Annotated in this window: 17 protein-coding genes; 6 read left to right on the top strand and 11 right to left on the bottom strand. The window is 64.6% G+C overall.

Annotated features, from left to right (window positions below):
- Positions 1–49 precede the first annotated feature (49 nt).
- Positions 50–397, bottom strand: coding sequence for a cupin domain-containing protein (locus tag M2428_RS03930; RefSeq protein WP_277523923.1), 348 nt, complete (start codon positions 395–397; stop codon positions 50–52).
- Between the two features lie 356 nt (positions 398–753).
- The gene (locus M2428_RS03925) at positions 754–1,524 is read right to left on the bottom strand and encodes a potassium channel family protein (protein WP_277523921.1); all 771 of its coding nucleotides are present in this window, start codon (positions 1,522–1,524) and stop codon (positions 754–756) included.
- A 195-nt stretch (positions 1,525–1,719) separates the two neighbouring features.
- Between M2428_RS03925 and M2428_RS03920 the strand changes: the two genes are divergently transcribed.
- On the top strand, positions 1,720–2,178 hold the full coding sequence (locus tag M2428_RS03920; protein ID WP_277523919.1) for a DUF6325 family protein: 459 nt from the start codon (positions 1,720–1,722) through the stop codon (positions 2,176–2,178).
- Positions 2,179–2,477: 299 nt separating this feature from the next.
- On the opposite strand, the gene M2428_RS03915 is transcribed toward M2428_RS03920, so the two are convergent.
- The 4 genes from M2428_RS03915 to M2428_RS03900 all read right to left on the bottom strand — a co-directional run bounded on the left by M2428_RS03915 (position 2,478) and on the right by M2428_RS03900 (position 5,341).
- A complete protein-coding gene (locus M2428_RS03915) occupies positions 2,478–3,146 on the bottom strand; it encodes a GAP family protein (RefSeq protein WP_277523917.1) in 669 nt (222 codons plus the stop codon).
- Between the two features lie 39 nt (positions 3,147–3,185).
- On the bottom strand, positions 3,186–4,340 hold the full coding sequence (locus M2428_RS03910) for an AI-2E family transporter (protein WP_277523915.1): 1,155 nt from the start codon (positions 4,338–4,340) through the stop codon (positions 3,186–3,188).
- 107 nt (positions 4,341–4,447) lie between these two features.
- Positions 4,448–4,834, bottom strand: a complete 387-nt coding sequence (locus M2428_RS03905; protein ID WP_277523913.1) for a PLDc N-terminal domain-containing protein — start codon at positions 4,832–4,834, stop codon at positions 4,448–4,450.
- Between the two features lie 93 nt (positions 4,835–4,927).
- Positions 4,928–5,341: a hypothetical protein gene (locus tag M2428_RS03900; RefSeq protein ID WP_277523911.1), complete on the bottom strand. Its 414-nt coding sequence runs from the start codon at positions 5,339–5,341 to the stop codon at positions 4,928–4,930.
- 261 nt (positions 5,342–5,602) lie between these two features.
- Here M2428_RS03900 and M2428_RS03895 point away from each other — a divergent pair, with 261 nt between their 5' ends.
- The gene (locus tag M2428_RS03895; protein ID WP_277523910.1) at positions 5,603–6,433 is read left to right on the top strand and encodes a class II glutamine amidotransferase; all 831 of its coding nucleotides are present in this window, start codon (positions 5,603–5,605) and stop codon (positions 6,431–6,433) included.
- Between the two features lie 93 nt (positions 6,434–6,526).
- On the opposite strand, the gene M2428_RS03890 is transcribed toward M2428_RS03895, so the two are convergent.
- Entirely contained in the window at positions 6,527–8,104 is a 1,578-nt protein-coding gene (locus M2428_RS03890; protein WP_277523908.1) for a hypothetical protein, read from the bottom strand.
- Positions 8,105–8,408: 304 nt separating this feature from the next.
- Positions 8,409–8,969, bottom strand: coding sequence for a potassium channel family protein (locus tag M2428_RS03885; RefSeq protein WP_277523906.1), 561 nt, complete (start codon positions 8,967–8,969; stop codon positions 8,409–8,411).
- A gap of 246 nt (positions 8,970–9,215) precedes the next feature.
- Between M2428_RS03885 and M2428_RS03880 the strand changes: the two genes are divergently transcribed.
- The 3 genes from M2428_RS03880 (at position 9,216) to M2428_RS03870 (ending at position 13,587) form a co-directional block, all read left to right on the top strand.
- Positions 9,216–11,768: a LuxR C-terminal-related transcriptional regulator gene (locus M2428_RS03880; protein WP_277523905.1), complete on the top strand. Its 2,553-nt coding sequence runs from the start codon at positions 9,216–9,218 to the stop codon at positions 11,766–11,768.
- Between the two features lie 225 nt (positions 11,769–11,993).
- Positions 11,994–12,446 (top strand): universal stress protein, encoded by a 453-nt coding sequence (locus tag M2428_RS03875; RefSeq protein WP_277523903.1) that lies wholly within the window; start codon positions 11,994–11,996, stop codon positions 12,444–12,446.
- A 106-nt stretch (positions 12,447–12,552) separates the two neighbouring features.
- A complete protein-coding gene (locus tag M2428_RS03870; RefSeq protein ID WP_277523901.1) occupies positions 12,553–13,587 on the top strand; it encodes a hypothetical protein in 1,035 nt (344 codons plus the stop codon).
- Between the two features lie 35 nt (positions 13,588–13,622).
- On the opposite strand, the gene M2428_RS03865 is transcribed toward M2428_RS03870, so the two are convergent.
- The 3 genes from M2428_RS03865 to M2428_RS03855 form a co-directional block, all read right to left on the bottom strand.
- Positions 13,623–13,919, bottom strand: a complete 297-nt coding sequence (locus M2428_RS03865) for a hypothetical protein (protein WP_277523899.1) — start codon at positions 13,917–13,919, stop codon at positions 13,623–13,625.
- Positions 13,920–13,999: 80 nt separating this feature from the next.
- The gene (locus tag M2428_RS03860) at positions 14,000–14,854 is read right to left on the bottom strand and encodes an IclR family transcriptional regulator (RefSeq protein ID WP_277523898.1); all 855 of its coding nucleotides are present in this window, start codon (positions 14,852–14,854) and stop codon (positions 14,000–14,002) included.
- A gap of 127 nt (positions 14,855–14,981) precedes the next feature.
- Positions 14,982–16,238 carry a family 1 glycosylhydrolase gene (locus tag M2428_RS03855; RefSeq protein WP_277523896.1) on the bottom strand — a complete coding sequence of 419 codons (1,257 nt, stop codon included), beginning with the start codon at positions 16,236–16,238 and terminating at the stop codon, positions 14,982–14,984.
- Positions 16,239–16,613: 375 nt separating this feature from the next.
- Between M2428_RS03855 and M2428_RS03850 the strand changes: the two genes are divergently transcribed.
- Positions 16,614–18,167, top strand: a complete 1,554-nt coding sequence (locus M2428_RS03850) for an ABC transporter substrate-binding protein (RefSeq protein ID WP_277523894.1) — start codon at positions 16,614–16,616, stop codon at positions 18,165–18,167.
- Positions 18,168–18,183 lie beyond the last annotated feature (16 nt).

Below are 18,183 nucleotides of genomic sequence, written 5' to 3'. Positions count from 1 at the left end.
AGTCCTGTATGCGTTGCCGGGGCCGAGAGCCGGGATCGCGGTCCGGTTGTTATTTGGCCACGACGAAGAACTTCATGAACGGTGACCGGGTCCGCCAGGTGGCCGTGAACCCCTCGGGGAAGGAATAGATGCCGCCGGTGACGAGCTGGATTTTTTCCCCGGAGGAGGTTTCCAGCTCGGCTTCGCCCTGGATGACGTGGAAGTTGTCGAAGCCGTACATGGCCTTGTAAGGGAATTCGCCCTCCTCGGGGCTAATCTTCCAGAGTCCGGTCAGCGGGAGTCCTTCCGCCTCCCCGCGAAGCCAGTGGACCTGGCCGATCTCCCGGCCTTCCTCGACGAGCGGTTCCCATGACCCGGCGGTCACGGAGGAGCTGAGGTATTCAGTAGTTGTTGCCATGGTTTCCTCCAAAGGTGGGGCCGGCGGTTACGCGGCCCATCTGTTTTACTACGACGGCTTATTTGTGCCAGTGCCCCTGCAGACGAGGATGCCGAACGCGCGGGCTCGGCGGCTCGTGCTTGGAGCCGGCGACGGCGGACACAGGAATTCCCTATTGATTTTCCGGCGTGTATGCCCATCACACCCCTCCGGGATGTCCGGCGTCACCATCCGGAAGAGGTGATATCGCGGACAGTGACCAGGCCCGAAATGCGGGGTTGCGGGACCGCCGTGCCCGTGGGCCTCGGATGGGTTTTGTGGGTCTCGGTTGGCCGCTGCCCGGCAAATCGTCTTTGTGATCGACAGGGTTATTTCCCCTAGCCTGGTTCCTGGCGTGGTTTGTCTTTGGCGGGGCTGGTGTCGGTTTCTCCCGGCCCGCGGGCTAACTGGTCCTGGAGTATCTCGATCCGGGCTGTGAGGCGGGCAAGCTCCTCGTTCTTTGAGGTTTCGGCCGCTTTCGTCCGTTGTTCGGTGGCGGCGCTCACGCTTTCCACGAGCCAGGAAGATAGGGTGGCGGTGACCATCCCCAGGGCGGCAATCCCGCCGACCATCAGCATGGCCGCGGCCCACCGGCCAGGGACGGTTACGGGGTAATAGTCGCCGTAACCGACGGTTGCGATGGTGACCGTCGCCCACCACAATGCATCGCCCATCGTGGTGATGTTCGCGTTGGGAGCGCCCCGTTCGAAACCGAGGACGCTGAGGGCAACGGTGTAGATGAGAATGACGGCGGATGCAACGACGTAGGCCATGACGCGGGCCCGGATGGCAGTGCCCGAGGCCCGGTCCATCACTTTACGCAAGGAGAAGGGACCCAGGAGCCGCAACGGCCGCACCACCGGGACCAGCACCATGAGCAAATCCAGAGGATGGCGGACGAACCACCGGCCCGGCCGCGGAGCCAGAAACAACTTCACGATGTAGTCGACGCCGAAAGCCAGCCAGGTCGCCCCCAAGACGAATATCAGAACGGCGGCATAGGGGTCCGGCGGTTCGGCAATGACCAGGATGGAGTAGGCCGCCAGGAAGAGGAAAGCCGCACCGACAAGGGGCAGCTCGGAATACTTTTGCCACGTCTCTTGCGTCATGGCTGAATCGTAGGACTTTGCTCCCCGGATGTCCTCACGAATTGACCGCACCTGCCGACCTGAAGATTCTCATGTGGCCGGTGCGTAAGGTCACCCGGGCCGGGTGAGGCGCCGCACCTCTCCGGGGGCACAGGATGGAACTGCGGCGGTCCGTCGGATTGCCTTGAACCCCAATGAGAAACGGAGGTCATCAGTATGGCTGAGACACTGGATGAACTAGGGCCGGTGGACTGGCTCGTCGTGGAGTTCCCCGGGCCCGACTTCGGCAGGGGCCAGATCGCCCCGTACCTGGAGGACCTGGTCAAGCGTGACCTCATCAGGGTGCTCGACATGGTGTTCCTGAGGAAAACCGACGATGGCACGCTCGAGACGGCTGAAATCTCCGACCTCGACCCGAGCGAGCTCGGCGAGGTGCGCACGGCAGAGGCCGACCTGGCTATGGTGCTCTCTGAGCAGGACGTCATTGACCTGGCCGAGACGATCGAGCCCGGCCACTCCGCCGCGGTGCTCGTCTGGGAAAACCTGTGGGCAGCTCCGTTCGGCTCGGCCGTCCGCAAGGCCGGCGGCCAGCTCGTGGCCAGCGGCCGGATCCCGACCCAGGCCGTCATCGCTGCATTTGAGGCCGACGCCGAAGACGCAAAGGAAGGAGCCTGACATGCCACTGGCAGCACGACGCAGGCGCAGGACCGCAGCCGCCGTCGGCGGGGCCGTTGTCGTCGCCCATGGGATAAACCGTCGCGGTGACCGCCGTGACGATCGGCGGGACGATCGCGGCGACCGGCGGGACGACCGCGGCGACCGGCGGGACGACCGCCGCGACTGACACCACAGAGCTGGCTCCCGGCACCCGCGTGTGCGCATGACCCTTCTGGGGTCATGCGCACACCACAGTACGGAGCCGGCCTGGCACGACCCCACCCTCCGAGAGCTAGCCGCCCAGGCATCATCTCCGGTCAGAGTTGCAGGAGGCTGTAGCCAACGATGAAGAGCCCGATCGCCAGCGTGACGATCGCCGCTATCCTGCGTCCGTGCCGCTGCAGCCAGTTGTAGAGGGTGGTCAAGGATGCTTGGGCGCGTTCCGGTGAGTGTAGCCACACTGCGACCGGAATGACGACGGCGGACTGGGCCACGGCGGCGTAGGCGAGGACCAGCACGCTCCCTTCCAGCGGCGGCGGTTCCTGGACACTGATCACGGCGCCTGCCGTGACGGCCAGCAGGATTGCCTTGGGACGCAGGTTCAGGCCCAGGCCCAGGACGACGAATTCCCAGGGCGGGGCGGAGCGGAACCTCGACGTCATTTTGCCAAGCATGGCGTTTTCCCGCTGGCCCTTGCTCACGAAGAGGAACACGGAGTACCCAATCAGAATTACTCCGATCACAATGGCGATCTGGGCCAGTAGTTCGTCCTTGCGCAAGAGCGGAGGCCTGCCGGGAAGGAATTGCAGACCGACCGCCGACAGGCCCACCACCACAATCGAACCCGCAAGGCTGCCGATCAGGAAGGGAAGGGCGCCGCGGCGTGGATTTGGGGAGAGCAGAATCATGATCGTGACACTGACAGGTACGGTGCTCATCGCCCCGGCGAGGCCGAAGAGCACCAGGCTGGTGATGGTGCTCAGCATGCGACTCTCACCGGCCCCGGGCAGCACCCCGACGGCACGTCATGCCTTCGGCGCACTGCCGGTGTCCGGACGGCCTGGCCGCGGCCGGCCGCGGCGGGCCCGGATCGCCTCGTCCTCTTGCTTGAGGAGCATTGCCACATCCGTCTGGTCGCCCGTCAATGGCCGCCACCATACGATCCTAGGATCGGAATCGAGCAGGATGGCGCGGACGAAGAGCGTCAGGGGGACGGCGAGGATGGCGCCGACAGGGCCCAGGACCACGGCCCAGAAGAGGACGGAGACAAAGGTCAGAGTCTCGCTGAGCGACACAGCGTTGCCCACGTACTTCGGTTGAATGATGGACTGGATGACGCTGTTGATCCCGCCATAGATGACGATGATGGCCAGCACGGTCGGCCAACCACCGGTGAGGAATCCAAAGAACAGCGGGGGGATGATCGCGATGAAGTACCCGATGTTGGGGATAAAGCTGCAGATGAACGACAGCAGTCCCCACAGCAGGGCACCGGGGACTTGCAGGATGACCAGGACCAGCCAGTTGAACACGCCTTGGGCGAGCCCGAGGATCGTGGTGGCCACCATATACCGGCGCACGCCGGTTCCGAAGACGTCAAGCGCGGCGACCAGTGCCGGACGGTGGTAGTTCAGATGGGTCAGGATCACCGGTACGCGCGAGCCATCCATTGCCATAAGGATGAGCATTGTCAAAATGATCACAAGGCTGCCCACCAGGCTCGCGATGTTCCCCAGGAGGCCGCCGAGGAACCCGATGATACGGCCCGGAGTAAACCCATTCAGGACTTCCTGGGCTTGCTCAGGGCCAAAGCCCGCAGACTCCAGCGCACTGGCGATCGTGACGCCGAGCTGTTGCATTTGGGGGGCGTATTGCGGCAGCAGTGCGGAGAACTGTGCCAGCGACGCAATGAGGACCGCGGCAAAGGCGGTCAGCAACCCGAAGACGGCCGCGATTGTGGTGCCTGTGGCTATGCCCCGGGATATCCCTCGTCCTTGCATCCAGCGGCGGATGGGATGAACACACAGGGTGAGCACGAACGCGAAGAACACCGGTGTGACAATTCCCCGCATCGCACCAAGGCCGAAAGCGACTACGACCGCGCCGGCCAGGGCGAGCAGGATTGTTACGCTGCGGGGGAGGGCCGGACGTGGATCGGATTCCGATGATGCCGGCTCCATTGAGCCCTCCTTGGTTCAGCCTGGCTCCAGCTTAAGGGCGAGGAGACGTGCTGAGTAGTGAGTTCACTGTGGCTTGCTCCCCGATTATTTGGGATCCCCAATCCGAGTCAGACGACTACTTTGCTCTTGATCCGGTTGAACTCCTCCGGAGTGATGGTTCCAGCGTCCATGAGCGCCTTGGCCTTGGCGATCTCCTCAGTCGGGCTCGCTGCGGCTACCTGACGTATATACGCATCGGTTTCAGCCTGGCTCTCGCGGGCCTGGGCCATTGACCGCTCCGCCATCCCCTTGCCGCGCGCAATCATGTACGCCAGCACGGACAGGAGGGGTACAAAGACCAGGAAGATGATCCAGACGGCCTTCCACCAGCCGCTGAGTTCGTGGTCACGAAAGAGGTCGCCGATCACCATGAACAACGCCCAAAGGAACGCGAAGAACGCATAGAAGATGAACAGCCACCAGAAAATTTCCCAAAAGTTCTCGAAGAAACTCATTTTGGCTTCCCTACTTTCATTTGGCGAACGTTGTTTGTGGACGGGGCTCTGCGCGGGGGATGAGCTCGAATGTCCGAGGTCCGGACGGCCGACCTAGCACTCGACGTCATTCGAGAGGTCGCTGACGGCGGCCTGCACGTTCGCGGCTTCGTCCCGCAGAGAGTTGGCTGCCTGGCTCAGTGTCGCGGTGTCGGGAACGGCGTTGACTGCGGCAGCAAACTTCTGTTGGGCAGACTTGACGGCATCCACCCGTTCTTTGGCCGCGTCACCGGCAGCATTAAGGAGATCGTCATAGGCTTTCTTGACCTGATCCCGGGCCGATTGGATCTGCTCCACCGTGGCACCTGGCTTGAGCGTGTCCTTAAAATTCGTCAGCGATGCGGAGAACGCATCGCTGGCAGCGCAAACCGGTGAAACGCTTTTAATCTGGCTGGTCGCGGGGCTGGTGCTCGGGCTTGTGGTGCTGCAGCCGGCGAGTAACCCGATGGCTGCCCCGAGCGCCATCATCCGCGCTAGGACTGGTTGTGGTCTCGACATTGGAGGCCCCTCTCTCCGTAGGCTTGCGCTCCTCATGGGCTGACGCCTGGCAGCCCAATCGCTGGCAGGTACCACCAGTGTTGGCTTTGGACAACGCAGGCGCGTCACCCGCCGCGGGTGATCCTGCGGGCGCTGCCCAGGCCAGCCCTCGGGTGGTCGAATCACCCCCGGGTGATGATGTGCGCGCCCGGTACACGTGATGGACTTCTGTCCAAACTGAAGGAGGACGCCATGTGCCGTTGGGTCGCGTATTCAGGTTCGCCGGTAAGCCTTGAGGATCTTTTGTACAAACCCGCCAATTCGCTCGTGATGCAAAGCAAACACGCGCGCTTGGGAGTTGAGACCACCAACGGGGACGGCATCGGCGTTGGCTGGTATGGTTCGGCGCCGTATCCCGGGGTGTACCACAGCACGGAGCCGGCTTGGCATGACCGCAACCTCCGCGAACTGTGCGCCCAGGCATCAGCGGGCCGCGTCTTCGCGCATATCCGTGCCTCGACAGGCTCGGCAGTCCAACAGACCAATTGCCATCCATTCCGTCACGGCCGCTGGCTGTGGATGCACAACGGGCTCCTCGCGGACTTTCCGACCGTTAAGCGCGACTTGGCCATGGCCGTCGAGCCCTCGCTCTTTCCCCTGATCCAGGGGGCGACGGACTCGGAGCTGTTCTTCTTCCTCGCGCTGACCTTCGGCCTCGAGCAGGACCCGCGTGCTGCGGTCGCCGCCGCGGTTGGACTGATTGAAGACGTCGGCCAGCGCCACGGCATTGACTTCCCGATTCAGATGACCGTGGCAACCACCGACGGCGACACCACCTGGGCGTTCCGCTACTCGAGTGAAGGCCGGTCCCGGTCACTGTTCCACAGTGCTGATATCTCGACGCTCCGCGCCCAGTACCCGGACAACCCCGTGCTCCATGAGCTCACTGATAACGCACGCCTAGTAGTCTCCGAGCCGTTGGGGGACCTGCGCGGGGCGTGGCGGGAAGTGCCCGAGTCCACCTGCCTCGTAGTGCACGGAGGCGGGGAAGACCTGTTCCCGTTCTCGCCGACGGCTCCCTAAGCTGTAATGCACCGGCCGCAACCGGCCGGGCCAGCCCGCCGCGTCACAGGGCGCTTTCTGACCAGGCGTCAGTCTCCCAGCGGATGCGTGCCCTCAGGGGAGACGGAGTGTGGGATTCGGCTCGTCAGGGGGCACACCCGCGCTGGCGGACTTTGTTGGGGCGGACTCTGGGGAACCAGCCGCCGTGGCCGGCTTTTGGGGAGTTGCCGGTGCGGACTCTGCCCTGGGCTGTGAGGCGGGCCCTCTGGCGGGCACGGCGACGGGTTCGGTGACGGGTTCAGAGACAACCGGCTCGCCGCCTGTGACGGCTGGCTCGCCGCCTGGACCGGGAGCAACGGCGGGGCGGCACAGCAGCTCGATCAGGAGAATGGCCAGCACGGCCAGGACCGCTGTCCAGATGGCGACGGCCGCCGTCGGGTCCTGCCAGAAGATCAGTACCAGCACGGCGATACCGACAACCGCGGCTTCCAATATCCGCCGGTAGCGGGCCAACCAGAGTTGCCACGGTTTGGCTTGGCCTGCTCCGACCTTCCCGGTGATGTAGTCGCCCGCACTCGCCAGGCCGTGCCGGACAAACTCCGCCGGACGCGAGTGGCCGCCCAAAAATGCGGCCAGAGCAATGATAAGTCCCACCACGAAGACAAGGCGCAGGCTGGTGCGCATCGGCACCAGGAGTGTCTCGACCAGGTTCTGAGCAGCCGCCGGGGTGACAGAACCCGGCGGAATAGAATTCAGGAGGACAGCGCGCCCGATGACAAGTGCCAGGGCCAACAACGCCATGGCTATGGCCACGGCCAAGCCGACACCGCTGGTGGTGCTCCGTTTCCGTCCACGTGGGGCCACAGCGACTGCGCCTACGGCGGTAATCACCGTCAGCCACGCCAATATTGGGGCGGCCGCATCGAGCGTTCTGATGGCGTTCGAGGCCCGGACCAGTTCGGGCGATTGGAACAGTGGGATCTGCCTGTCAACGTCCGGGATCCTGGCGGCGATGCCGACCCCCTGGTCGACGAGGGCTGTTTTGACCCGGGCAACGATCTCCTTGGTAGAGATTGTCACCGTGCCGCTTTGGTCGATACTTACGGCGCCGCCCGTGTTACCGGTGGCGAGGTTCACCAGGCCTTGGTGCGCCACCCGGTTCACCTGGATCCAAAGATCCTGGAACTGCGGTGTGGCCACGAACTTGGTTACGGTGGAATGAATGAGGTTCCTGGTCTGCTCCGCAATCACCGGTGCCAGCCCGGTGATCACCGCGGCCACGCGCGGCGCCGTCTTGCTGAGTTCGTTGAGCGCATCCCGGGTGATGGCCTCGAAGTCCACGGAGTCGGTGATCTGTTGCGTGACCTTATCAGCGATCTCGGCCTGGATCGCAGGGTCCGACGCCAGCGGCGCCACAGTTGCCACGTAGTGATCGGTGTCCAGGACTTCACTGCGCAAATACATGGCAGGCACGGCGGCGAAGGCCAGCACGGCGGTCAGGACCACCAGGACGATGGCCACTATCCGGCGAGCCAGCCCCGGGTGGCGTGGTCGGGAGGGCCTAGGTGTGGCCTGTGTAGCCTGCCTTGCGTCGTCCCGTTCGCGCTGCAACCGGGCAACTTCTGCCCGTAGCCGCAGTATTTCTTCCTGTTCGGTGTTGCCGGAGCTCGGGGGCTGTTCTTGGAGAGACATGGGGTTCCGCCTAGGTAGCAACTCGTCGACCCGGCCCGATGTACCGCGGTTGGGCACTCATGACAATTTTCATTGTCCACTCGGGGCGTTCGTGCAGCCCCACCCACACAGGGTGATCTAACCCTGCCGGCGAAGGTCCGCCGCGTCCGCGTCTGCGCCGCCGCTCATGCAGCGCGGTGTCGATCGGCGCACCGCATCGCTGTCCGGCCAAGGGTTTTGGGTGTCCGTTGCTTCACTTCCCGCCAAGCGTCTGCAAATTGGCCCCGCATCATCCGTTTCGGGTGATGGCGAAGGCCGGCCAGGCTCACAGGCCCAGTCTCCGGCCCGCCGCGAAAAAGGCCACTTTGGCGACCAATAGGAGAGCCCCCAAATCAGCAATCATTTGGACCGAAACGACCGACCGCGCCAGCTGACTCACCGGTGTAATGTCGCCGAACCCGACGGTGGCAAAGGTGGACGTTGTGAAGTATAGAGCGTCTGTTTTGGTGAGGGGCTGGCTAAACGACGACTGGTCCGTTAAAGACAGTGACATGTAAAGCAGCGAGAAAAGACACAGAAACATGAGAACGGCCTCGACCACGGTCACGGCCGCCCGGACCTGGGGGATATGCGCTGCGAGGATCATCCGTAATTGCAGGGACAGCGTGGCGAGAAAGACTAATACGATAGCCGCCAGACGGATCCATGCGGCCGCCGGATTGGCCTGATTGAATCCCCCTACCGGAATAACGAAGTAGAGGGAGAGGATTAGCGCCGTAAATGCGGCCAGACGTAAACCCGCCCAAATAAGGACCTGCCTCCGGCCGGCTTTGTCGAGGTCACGGAGGAAAATCGGGTCCGGCTGGCTTCCGGGCTTCGTCGCCATGACTGATGATACCCCCGGCCCCCAATTCACACCGCGCCGCAGATCTGTACCACTGGCCGCTATTTGCCGCACGACGCGGAGGCACACAAGGGGTCTTTGCGCCCTGTTAGGGCCCTTTTGCGTCGGCCTAGCATGTGCTACGTGGGAGAAACGCCAAATGTCGGATGGCTGCCTGGTCCTCAGTTCAAGATCCGGCCACCTTTGCGCGGCCTTGGAGCGTTGGAGCGTCCGCGTCTGGGAAACGCCTTGTCGGCGTCCGCCGATTCGCACCGCGTCACGCTCGTCGCGGCGCCGGCCGGCTACGGCAAGTCCACGTTCTTGGGAGACTGGGTCCGCAACTGCGATCTGCCGTGCGCTTGGCTGTCCCTCGATCGGTTCGATACCGAACCGGCGCGGCTGTTTCACGGGGTTGTCGGGGCAATCCAGCGTGCGGCCAGCACTTTGCCCCTGCCGGGCAGCGATGCACTGCTGGCCCTTGACCAGGGCCTTGCCCATGACCGGGCCGCCTCCTACGACCTTTTGCTCCGGGCCCTCGAAGAGCTCACGGAGCCGATCGTCCTGGTGATTGACGACGTCCATTTGGCTGGGCCGGCGCTGGCGAACGGAATTGTGGGGGTGCTCGCCGCGTCGGCGCCCCCATCATTGCGGCTGATCCTCTCAGGACGGGGCCATACGTCCATCCAGCTGGAACGTTTCCGGTACGGCGAGGGCCTCGGCGAATTGCGGGCCCCCGAGCTTGCCTTCACGCAGGAGGAAGTCGCGAAGTTTGCCTGGTCGCTCGGACAGGACGCGGCATTCGACGCCGGATCCCTCTGGACCATGACTGCCGGCTGGCCGGTTGCCGTGCACGCGAGCATCGTCGCGCTGGCGCAGTCCGGCAACGTGCCGGTCACGACGCCGGGCACGACGCCGGGCACCGCGGCCAAGCACGTACCGCTCGCCGATTACGTCGCGGAAGAGATCCTCGACCAGCTCGAACCGTCGCTGGCGGAGTTCATCTTGCGAGCCACTACCTCCGACTGGCTTGGCCGCCGGCTCGCCGTCGAACTCTATGGCCGGCCGCACGGTGGCGTGCTGCTCGAGGAATGCATTCGCAACGGCCTCTTCATCGAGGAGCACGATTACCGCGGCGGTGAATCGATGTATCGCTGGCATTCCCTCTTCGCGGCGCAGTGCCGGCGAATCCTGGAGAGGCGCGACCCCCTCCTTGCCGAGCGTCTTCACCGCGTGGCGGCGCGGTACTACCAGGACGCCGACGTCGTCGAGTGCGCAACGCAGGCGCTGCAAGGGCGCGCTCCACGCCAGGCCGTGATGTCGCTGGGAGCGCACTGGCTCGACTTCGTGCTCGGCAATGACGCCCAGACCCTCGAACGGCTGTGCCGGGACCTGCCCACGCCGTGGAGCGAGGACCCCGAGATACTGATGATCAGATCCGTCTGCCGTGAACTTGCCGGCGACAGCACGGCGGCGTCAGAGCTCACCGATCGGGCGCTATCGCGGACCTTTGTCCTGGATGCGCTTCGCCGCCGTAGGCTGGAAGGTTGCCGGGCCCACTTCGAACCGACGCCTGGCATCGGCCGAAAGGAGCACCACGCCGCCCCGGCTGAAGCAGGCCGGCCGAGCAGGGAGGTTCCCGCAGACGGTCACTCCGCCGCCAGTTCGTCAGGACTCTTCTTACTTGCCCAGGCGGAGTTTCGGCTGCACCGCACCGGCGAACTTGCGGCCGCCCTGCTCCAGACGGCCGGCGGGACCGGCCCCCCGAAGCAGCTGGAAGCGTTTGAGACCTGCGCCCAAGCCGATCTGGCGTTGGCGTTTGCCGGGGCCGGTGATCTGGTGCACGCTTCAGAGCATGCCACGCGGGCGGTGGAGCGGGGAGACGCCCTCGGCTGGAGTTCGCAGGAGCGGATGGCTCCGGCCTGGCTGGCACGCGGAATTGCGTGCTACTGGAATGACAACCTGACAGCTGCGCAAACCTACCTGGCGAAGGCCCAGAGATTGGGCAGTGACCTGTTCCCGTCCGGGCCGCTGAGTGTCATTTATCGGGTTCTGACTGATTGTGCCACTGGCGATCCGGCCCGGCTTGCCGAATCCAGCTCTGTGCTGGAGTCCTTCCATGCACGTGGGCTGTACAGCGTGTCATGGAACGCCTTGCACACGATTGCCGTGGCGAAGGTCGCTGAGGCCCAGGGCGACGTGGACGGGGCGTTGGCGATCGCCCAACCGCTGGGCGCTGGCGGGCATGGGGCGCTGGTGGATACGCTGCTGGTGGAGCTGCTGCGTCGCGGAGGGGAGATCACGGCTGCCCAACGCTGCACGGAATCACTGGCTCATCGTCGCGGCAACTCGTATGTCGACACCTGCGTGAGCCTGACGGAGGCGCTTGTGGCGCACGGAACCGGGGACACTGCCGCGGCGCATGAACGGATTGAACATGCGGTCCACCGGGCCGAGCCAGGATCCGTCCTCCGCCCCTTTGCGGAGCGCAGGGAGGAACTCTCAGAATTGCTTGTGCAGCATGCTGTCTGGGGCACCGCCCACGAATCCTTCATCGCGGCCCTCATGGCACGTGATAGCCAGGGTGACGCCCGGCTTCGGACACAGTCCTACTGGAGCCTGACCGAACGCGAACGCGAAGTCCTGGCCTACATGCGCTCCATCATGACTGCGGCTGAAATTGCGGAGGCGCTGTACATTTCGGTCAACACGGTCAAGACGCACGAACGGTCCATCTACCGGAAACTCGGGGCCGGGAGCCGGCGCGATGCCCTAAAAACGGCCGCAAAGCGAGGCATCGTTTGAACCTTCGGCCGGGAGGGTTTGGGCCAGGAAGTTCACCTGGGCTGGGTGAGGTCAGGGTTTGGGCGAGGGATCGACACTGGTTGTAACCCTCAGTGATTGCCGGGCTACCGGGGACGGTCCCTTAAGGAAGGATTCTCCAGTGATAAGGGCAGAGCAAGAGCAAGGTTGTCCGCTGAGGGCCGGAGGCCTCTAGGCACCCCTTGGCGGCGGAGAAAGTCTGGAATCATGACAAGTTCGGATCATTTTGTGATTGTGGTCGGGTTTGATGGCTCCAAGCAGTCGCGCGGCGCCCTCGAATGGGCCGTCGACGAGGCCCGGTACCGCGACGCCGAGCTGCGGATAGTGACTGTTTGGAGCAAGGCGCCGATGGCGTGGTACCCCGCGCTGCTGGAAACCGCCGCAGGGGAAGTCGTGGCTGAAGCGTCTCCGGAGCAGCAAGCGGAGGCCCTCGGCGCGGAGGCGGCGCGGGCCGCGGAGGGCGTGAACGTGGTGACGCGGACCGTCCACAGCGACTCGGCGGCGTCGGCAATTCTTGACGCCGCACGGGAAGCCGATCTGGTGGTGGTCGGTTCCCGCGGCCACGGCGGCTTCGCGGGCCTGCACATCGGATCGGTCTCTACCCAGGTGGTCGGCCACTCGCCGTGCCCGGTCTTAGTGGTCCGTCCGATAGCGTCCTGAGTCCCCGGCTGACAGGCTGCGGACGTTCAGCGGCAATGCCTCCCGGCGGGCTCGGCGGCGGCGACCCCCTAATGCCAGCGCAGACCGGGAGCGCTATCATCGGCCCATGACTGTCCTGGACTGGCTACTGGATTCGGATCCGTCCCTGCGGTGGCAGGTGCTGCGGGATCTAGCTGGCTTCCCGCCGGAGGCGGTTGCCGCCGAGCGCGCACGGGTCGCAACCGAGGGGTGGGGCGCCCACTTGCTTGCATTGAGGGACGACGACGGCCAATGGGCGCACGGCGCATACTTCCCCGCTGACGGCGCCAGTTCTGACGGCGCCAATCCCGACAGCGCCAGTGCCGACGTCGAAGGTTCCGCAAGCGACGGTGGGGATGATTCCGGTGCTGACGAAGCTTGGGACCGCGGGCCCCAGCCGTGGACTGCGACGACGTACAGCTTGCTCCTGCTGCGTGACTTCGGGATCGACCCGCGCAGTGAGCCGATGCGCCGGACAGTGGATTTGGTCCGGGACAACTGCCGCTGGGAGGAGGGCGGTCAGCCGTATTTCGACGGTGAGGTGGAGCCGTGCATCAACGGTATGACGGTGGCGCTCGGCGCCTACTTTGGGCAGGACGTCGACGGCGTCGTCTCCCGGCTTATCAGCGAGCAACTGGACGACGGCGGGTGGAATTGCTGGGTGGAGTCCGGCGCCGTGGTGTCTTCGGCCGCGACGACGATCAACGTGCTTGAGGGCCTGCTGGCCTATGAGCGGGCCACCGGCGGCTCGGCGCGGTCCGCGGACGCGCGGCGGCGGGGCGAGGAGTATCTGCTGGAGCGAGGGCTGTTCCGACGCAAGAGTACCGGGGAGATCATCGACCCGGCCTGGCTCACGTTCTCCTTTCCGACCCGCTGGCACTACGACGTACTCCGTGCCCTGGAGTACTTCTGTTCGGCAGGAGATCCGCCGGACCCCCGCGTGGCCGAAGCCGTGGAACTGCTCCGGACCAAGCGGCAGCCCGACGGGACCTGGTTGCTGGAAAACACCCACCCTGGAAAAGTCCATTTCGCGCTTGAGGATGGCGATGGCCGGCCCAGCCGGTGGAACACCTTACGTGCGCTGCGTGTCCTGGAATGGTACGAGGGCGGGTCCACTGGGTGAATGAGCCGGTGAACGAGTCGGTGTGAATTACGGACTCAGGGCAGGACCTTGTAGAGGTCGATGACCGTCTCTACGGGCTGAGCGGTGAAGCCGCCCTCAATTCCCTGTTGCATCCGGGGCATGAGGATCGTGTCCCGGAACTTCTCCCAGCTCTCCTTCGAGTCATGGACGGCCATAATGGTCCAGCCGCCCTCTGACTGCCCGGCCGCGTGGAAGATTTGACCCTCCGGCAGGCGCCCCTCGCCTGGATGGACTGCCGCAAGCGACGCCTCGTACTGCTCCTTGGTGCCTCCCTGGAAAAAGTGCACGATTCCGTAGGGTGTGGTCTCCATGGCTACTCCTAGGCTGGCGGATGGGACTTGACAAGGCCAGTCGTAGACTCCGCCACCGGGCCTGTCAAGTGATTAGTGCCTTACGCCTGCGCCTGGTGCCGCACTCCGGCGCTGGCCTCGGCATTGAACCCGAGATTTCGGGACACCGCCCTGGCCGTTGCCTGAACCGCCGGCGCCAGCACGTTCGGAGGAGTGGCACCGTCGGGAACCACTATGGAAAGTGCAGCGACGACAGCGCCCTGGGCATCGAAAATGGGCGAGGCAACGGAGACGGTCCGGGAGGGCGCTGACCTTCTGATCATGGCGACGCCCGTGCGGCGCACGTCGGACAGCGTGCGCCTCAGCTGCCCCTCCGGCATGGCGTCCACGCCGGCCTCCTCATCAGCGGGTTGCTTGATGACGGCTTCCTGGAATGCCGTGTCCGCGCCCGCCAGCAACACCAGGCCGACGGCGGTGGACCGAAGGGGCGCCCGGCCGCCCACCCGGTAGGCCACCTCGGTAGCCTGCTTGGACGACAGCCGTTCAATCAGCACGGCCTCGTCCTTGTCGCGCACCGCCAGGAGGACGTGATGACGTGTTACTTCGAAAAGGTCCTCGAGATAGGGCAGTGCGATTTCCCGCACGCCATGGCCGCGGGGCGACAGTGAGGCGACTTCCCACAGCCGTACTCCCACGACGTATCGCCCGTCGTCGAGCCTTTCCAGCGCGCCCCAGGCCACCAGCCGGGCGATCAGCCGCAGCGCCGTCGGCGCCGGAATGTCCGCGTACCTGGCCATTTCGGAGAGCGTCAGGGCGCGACGCCGGTCCGTAAACACGGCCAGAAGGCTTAACGCACGGTCGATGACGGGTTCGCCCTGCTTTGGCCGCTTGCCGCGTGCAGGAGCGGGGGTTGTGGGCCCGGCGCTGTCCGGATCCCGTTCCGGGACTGCTGTCATCTCAAACCGTTCCTAATTCGTCGCCAGTGACCCCCACCACAATAGTGTTTCGCCCAATGAACCTCCTAGCTGGTGTTCCATGGCTGCGGCACTGTTGCGGTGGGGCGTCATCTGCGCCGGCGCCGGTTCACACGGACTCAGCCACCCTCCTCCCGGCCAGGCTGCCGAGGAATTTGGCGCTCTCCTTCGGGGTTCGTTCCTGCGTGGTCCGGTCCACGGCGATGAGGCCGAACTTCGGCCCGTAGCCAAAGATCCACTCGAAGTTGTCGAAGGCTGTCCAAGCGATGTAGCCGCGGACGTCGATGCCGTCGGCCAGGCAAGACTCCACGCCGGCTACCGCCGTGCGGAGGTAGGCGAGCCGCTGGGCGTCATCGTCGGTCGACAGGCCGTTCTCCGTGACGATGACAGGGATGCCGGCGATGGCGGCTGCCTCCCTGATGGTCGCTTCGAGGGCCTCGGGGTAAATTTCCTCGCCCATCTGGTTCGTTGGGGCTCCCTCGGGGGCCGGCATCACTCCGTCCGGACCGAAGACCGTCCGGCCGTACGTCTGTATCCCCACGAAGTCGTCGTCGTCGCGGGACGCCACGAGGAAGCGTTCGTTGACCTCGCGACGGATCCTGTCCGCCCGGTCCTGGCCGCCTTCGGCTGCCTGGATGTCGGTGTTGGCCAGGGTCCACCCGACCGGGAGCTCCGGCCGGATCGCTTTGATGGCCGCCCGGCCCTGCTGATGTGCAGCGAGCTTGATGTCGAAGCCAGCCTCGGAGACCGTGAACTGGAAGGGTGCCACGCGGCTTGCGTCGATCCCGAGCCGGTCCGCCGCGGCCGCCCACAGCGGCACCTCTGCCCTGCGTTCGGGGGCCTCGCCGCCCAGGCCGAGCTCCTTGAGCAGCCACGGGAGGTTGGGCTCGTTGAGGGTGCAGGCGACGCCGATGAGGTCGCCGAGGTGCCTCATGGCCCGGTCGCAGTAGCGGGCGAACCGTTCGGGGGTCTGTGGGTCCTCCCAGCCGCCGGCCGCCAGGAGCCATCTGGGCGAAGTGAAGTGATGGAAGGTGACTACCGGGGTGAGCCCGTGCTCATGGCAGGTCTCCAGCACGCGGCGGTAATGGTCGAGTTCCGCCACCGAGAAGTAGCCTTCCTCGGGCTCGATGCGGGCCCATTCCAGTGAGAAGCGGTAGCTGGTGAACCCCAGGCTGGCGATCAGGGCGATGTCCTCGCGGTATCGGTGGTAGTGGTCGACGGCGTCCCCGGACGGTTCGGCGAAGATCGTTCCGGGGAGCCTCTCCAGAAACCAGCAGTCACTGTTGACGTTGTTTCCCTCGACCTGGTGGGCTGCCGTGGCGACGCCCCACAGGAAATCGTGCGGGAAGGCAAAAGAGTCGGTCATCTGGTTCCTTTCGATCTGAGCGCCAAGCGACTGTGCGTGGGCTGACTGTCCATCCTCCGTGGTCAATGTCAGGGGAGGGGCGGCCGTTTTCATTGGTTGAAAGGTTCGTCGCTAATCACGCGTACATTGCGCGTCTGGCCGGGACCCGTGCGGAGTGATCCCCACCACAATACTTTTCCATTCAATGACATTCTCGTGTTTCCGTTTGAGGCGTCGCCGTGATCCTTGAGTGAGCCGGTCACCGAGACCCATCTGACGAGAGGGGCACCGGCGCAACGGCCCGGAAGCCGGTCACGGACGATCGGCCTACAGGCCGCCAGGCTCCTCCGGATGTTGACCCCCCGTTTGCTGAGAAAGAATGCGAAGGCGCACTACATGAAACTTCTGAACTCCACCGCACGACGGAGCGCGGCCGTCCTGGCCGGGGCGCTTCTCATGAGCTCGCTCACCGCCTGTGGCGGCGGGACCCAGGCGGCAACCGCCGTCAATAAAGACACATTGACCATCGCCATCGATAGCGACAGCGCTTCCTTCGGCTTCGATCCCCTGCGTGTCGCCGACGCGCAGCGGCAGTTTTTTGAAGGCCTCTACGAAAACCTCATGACCCTGCAGGCGGACGGCTCCGTTGGACCGGGCCTGGCCAAGGAGTTCAGCTACAGCGCGGACAATACGGTCCTTACCTTGACCCTCAAGGAAGGCGTCATCTTCACGGATGGCGCTACCTTGGATGCGGCACTGGTGAAGGCAAACCTGGACCGCCGCAGCGACCCCGCACTCAGCGCCTACTCCGCAATCGCCCAGGGCGGAGCCCAGGAAATCACTTCGGTGAGTGTTGTCAGCCCCACGCGGGTGGCCATCAAGTTCGCCAAGCCGCAGCCAGGGTTCGAAAAGAACCTCGCCTCCACCATGGGCATGGTTGTCGGTAAGAGCGGTGTTGCCGATACGGCCAGCCTCGCCAAAACCCCGGACGGCTCCGGTCCGTACACGCTCGACCCCTCCACGGTTAAGGGCAACAAGTACGTCATGGTGAAGAACGACAAGAACGCCAACGCAGCAGACTACGCCTACAAGAAGATCACCTTCAGCGTCATCCAGGATCCTCAGGCGCGCGCCAATGCTCTCGTCTCCGGCCAGGCCGACGTCGCCATGCTCACCTCCTCCACGGTGGACTTCGCAAAGTCCAAGGGCCTCGGCGTTTCCCAGATCGGTGGAACCCTGCACACCATGGTTTCCTTCGACAAGACCGGGAAGACCGCGCCTGCGTTTGCCAGCGAGAAAGTCCGCCAAGCGTTCCAGTACGCCATCAACCGCCAGTCACTGGTGGACGCACTGCACAAGGGTGACATCGCGGCCTGGAATGCACTTCCCAAGGATTCCGCGGGCTTCACCGATGAGCTGACCACCAAGTTCGCCTACGACCCGGCGAAGGCCAAGAGCCTGCTCGCTGAGGCCGGCTACGGTAACGGCTTCGAGTTCACCATTGTTGCCAGCGCTGAAACCCAGACGGACCTGCAGGCCGTCCAGAAGGATCTGGCCGCCGTCGGAATCAAAATGAACGTCAAGATGGCTTCCTCCACCGATGAAGCCTTCGCGGCCGTCGCAACCACACCCCTTGGCTACGCCGCGCTCGGCTGGGACAACCCGGTGGGCCTGATGTACGGCGTGGTTCTGAACGGGTTCACCAATGTGCAGAAAGCCACCGATGAGCAGCTGACGGCTGCTACGGGCGAGGCCGCAGCCGCGAAGGACGACGCCGCCAAGAAGACCGCCCTCACCAAGCTCAACACCCGCCTGGTGGAATCCGGCTGGATGATCCCGCTCTACGAGTCACTCACCAACCAGGGCTACAACACCAAGAAGGTTCAGCAGGTGGAGTTCGCAGGTTCGAACGCGTACCCGCTTCTCTCGTCCTACGCACCGGCTAGCTGATCACTGATCCTGCCGG

The sequence above is a fragment of the Arthrobacter sp. ES3-54 genome (genome assembly GCF_029504395.1).
Lineage (GTDB): Bacteria > Actinomycetota > Actinomycetes > Actinomycetales > Micrococcaceae > Arthrobacter.
The sequence above is the reverse complement of the archived record's forward strand: the minus strand, read 5'-3'. Positions and strand labels throughout refer to the sequence as shown.

Coding starts and splice junctions, on each gene's coding strand:
- M2428_RS03920 (WP_277523919.1), top strand. CDS start 1,720: ATGGCTGAGACACTGGATGAACTAGGGCCGGTGGACTGGCTCGTCGTG.
- M2428_RS03930 (WP_277523923.1), bottom strand. CDS start 397: ATGGCAACAACTACTGAATACCTCAGCTCCTCCGTGACCGCCGGGTCA.
- M2428_RS03900 (WP_277523911.1), bottom strand. CDS start 5,341: ATGATGGCGCTCGGGGCAGCCATCGGGTTACTCGCCGGCTGCAGCACC.
- M2428_RS03915 (WP_277523917.1), bottom strand. CDS start 3,146: ATGCTGAGCACCATCACCAGCCTGGTGCTCTTCGGCCTCGCCGGGGCG.
- M2428_RS03890 (WP_277523908.1), bottom strand. CDS start 8,104: ATGTCTCTCCAAGAACAGCCCCCGAGCTCCGGCAACACCGAACAGGAA.
- M2428_RS03925 (WP_277523921.1), bottom strand. CDS start 1,524: ATGACGCAAGAGACGTGGCAAAAGTATTCCGAGCTGCCCCTTGTCGGT.
- M2428_RS03910 (WP_277523915.1), bottom strand. CDS start 4,340: ATGGAGCCGGCATCATCGGAATCCGATCCACGTCCGGCCCTCCCCCGC.
- M2428_RS03870 (WP_277523901.1), top strand. CDS start 12,553: ATGACTGTCCTGGACTGGCTACTGGATTCGGATCCGTCCCTGCGGTGG.
- M2428_RS03895 (WP_277523910.1), top strand. CDS start 5,603: ATGTGCCGTTGGGTCGCGTATTCAGGTTCGCCGGTAAGCCTTGAGGAT.
- M2428_RS03875 (WP_277523903.1), top strand. CDS start 11,994: ATGACAAGTTCGGATCATTTTGTGATTGTGGTCGGGTTTGATGGCTCC.
- M2428_RS03865 (WP_277523899.1), bottom strand. CDS start 13,919: ATGGAGACCACACCCTACGGAATCGTGCACTTTTTCCAGGGAGGCACC.
- M2428_RS03905 (WP_277523913.1), bottom strand. CDS start 4,834: ATGAGTTTCTTCGAGAACTTTTGGGAAATTTTCTGGTGGCTGTTCATC.
- M2428_RS03885 (WP_277523906.1), bottom strand. CDS start 8,969: ATGGCGACGAAGCCCGGAAGCCAGCCGGACCCGATTTTCCTCCGTGAC.
- M2428_RS03850 (WP_277523894.1), top strand. CDS start 16,614: ATGAAACTTCTGAACTCCACCGCACGACGGAGCGCGGCCGTCCTGGCC.
- M2428_RS03855 (WP_277523896.1), bottom strand. CDS start 16,238: ATGACCGACTCTTTTGCCTTCCCGCACGATTTCCTGTGGGGCGTCGCC.
- M2428_RS03860 (WP_277523898.1), bottom strand. CDS start 14,854: ATGACAGCAGTCCCGGAACGGGATCCGGACAGCGCCGGGCCCACAACC.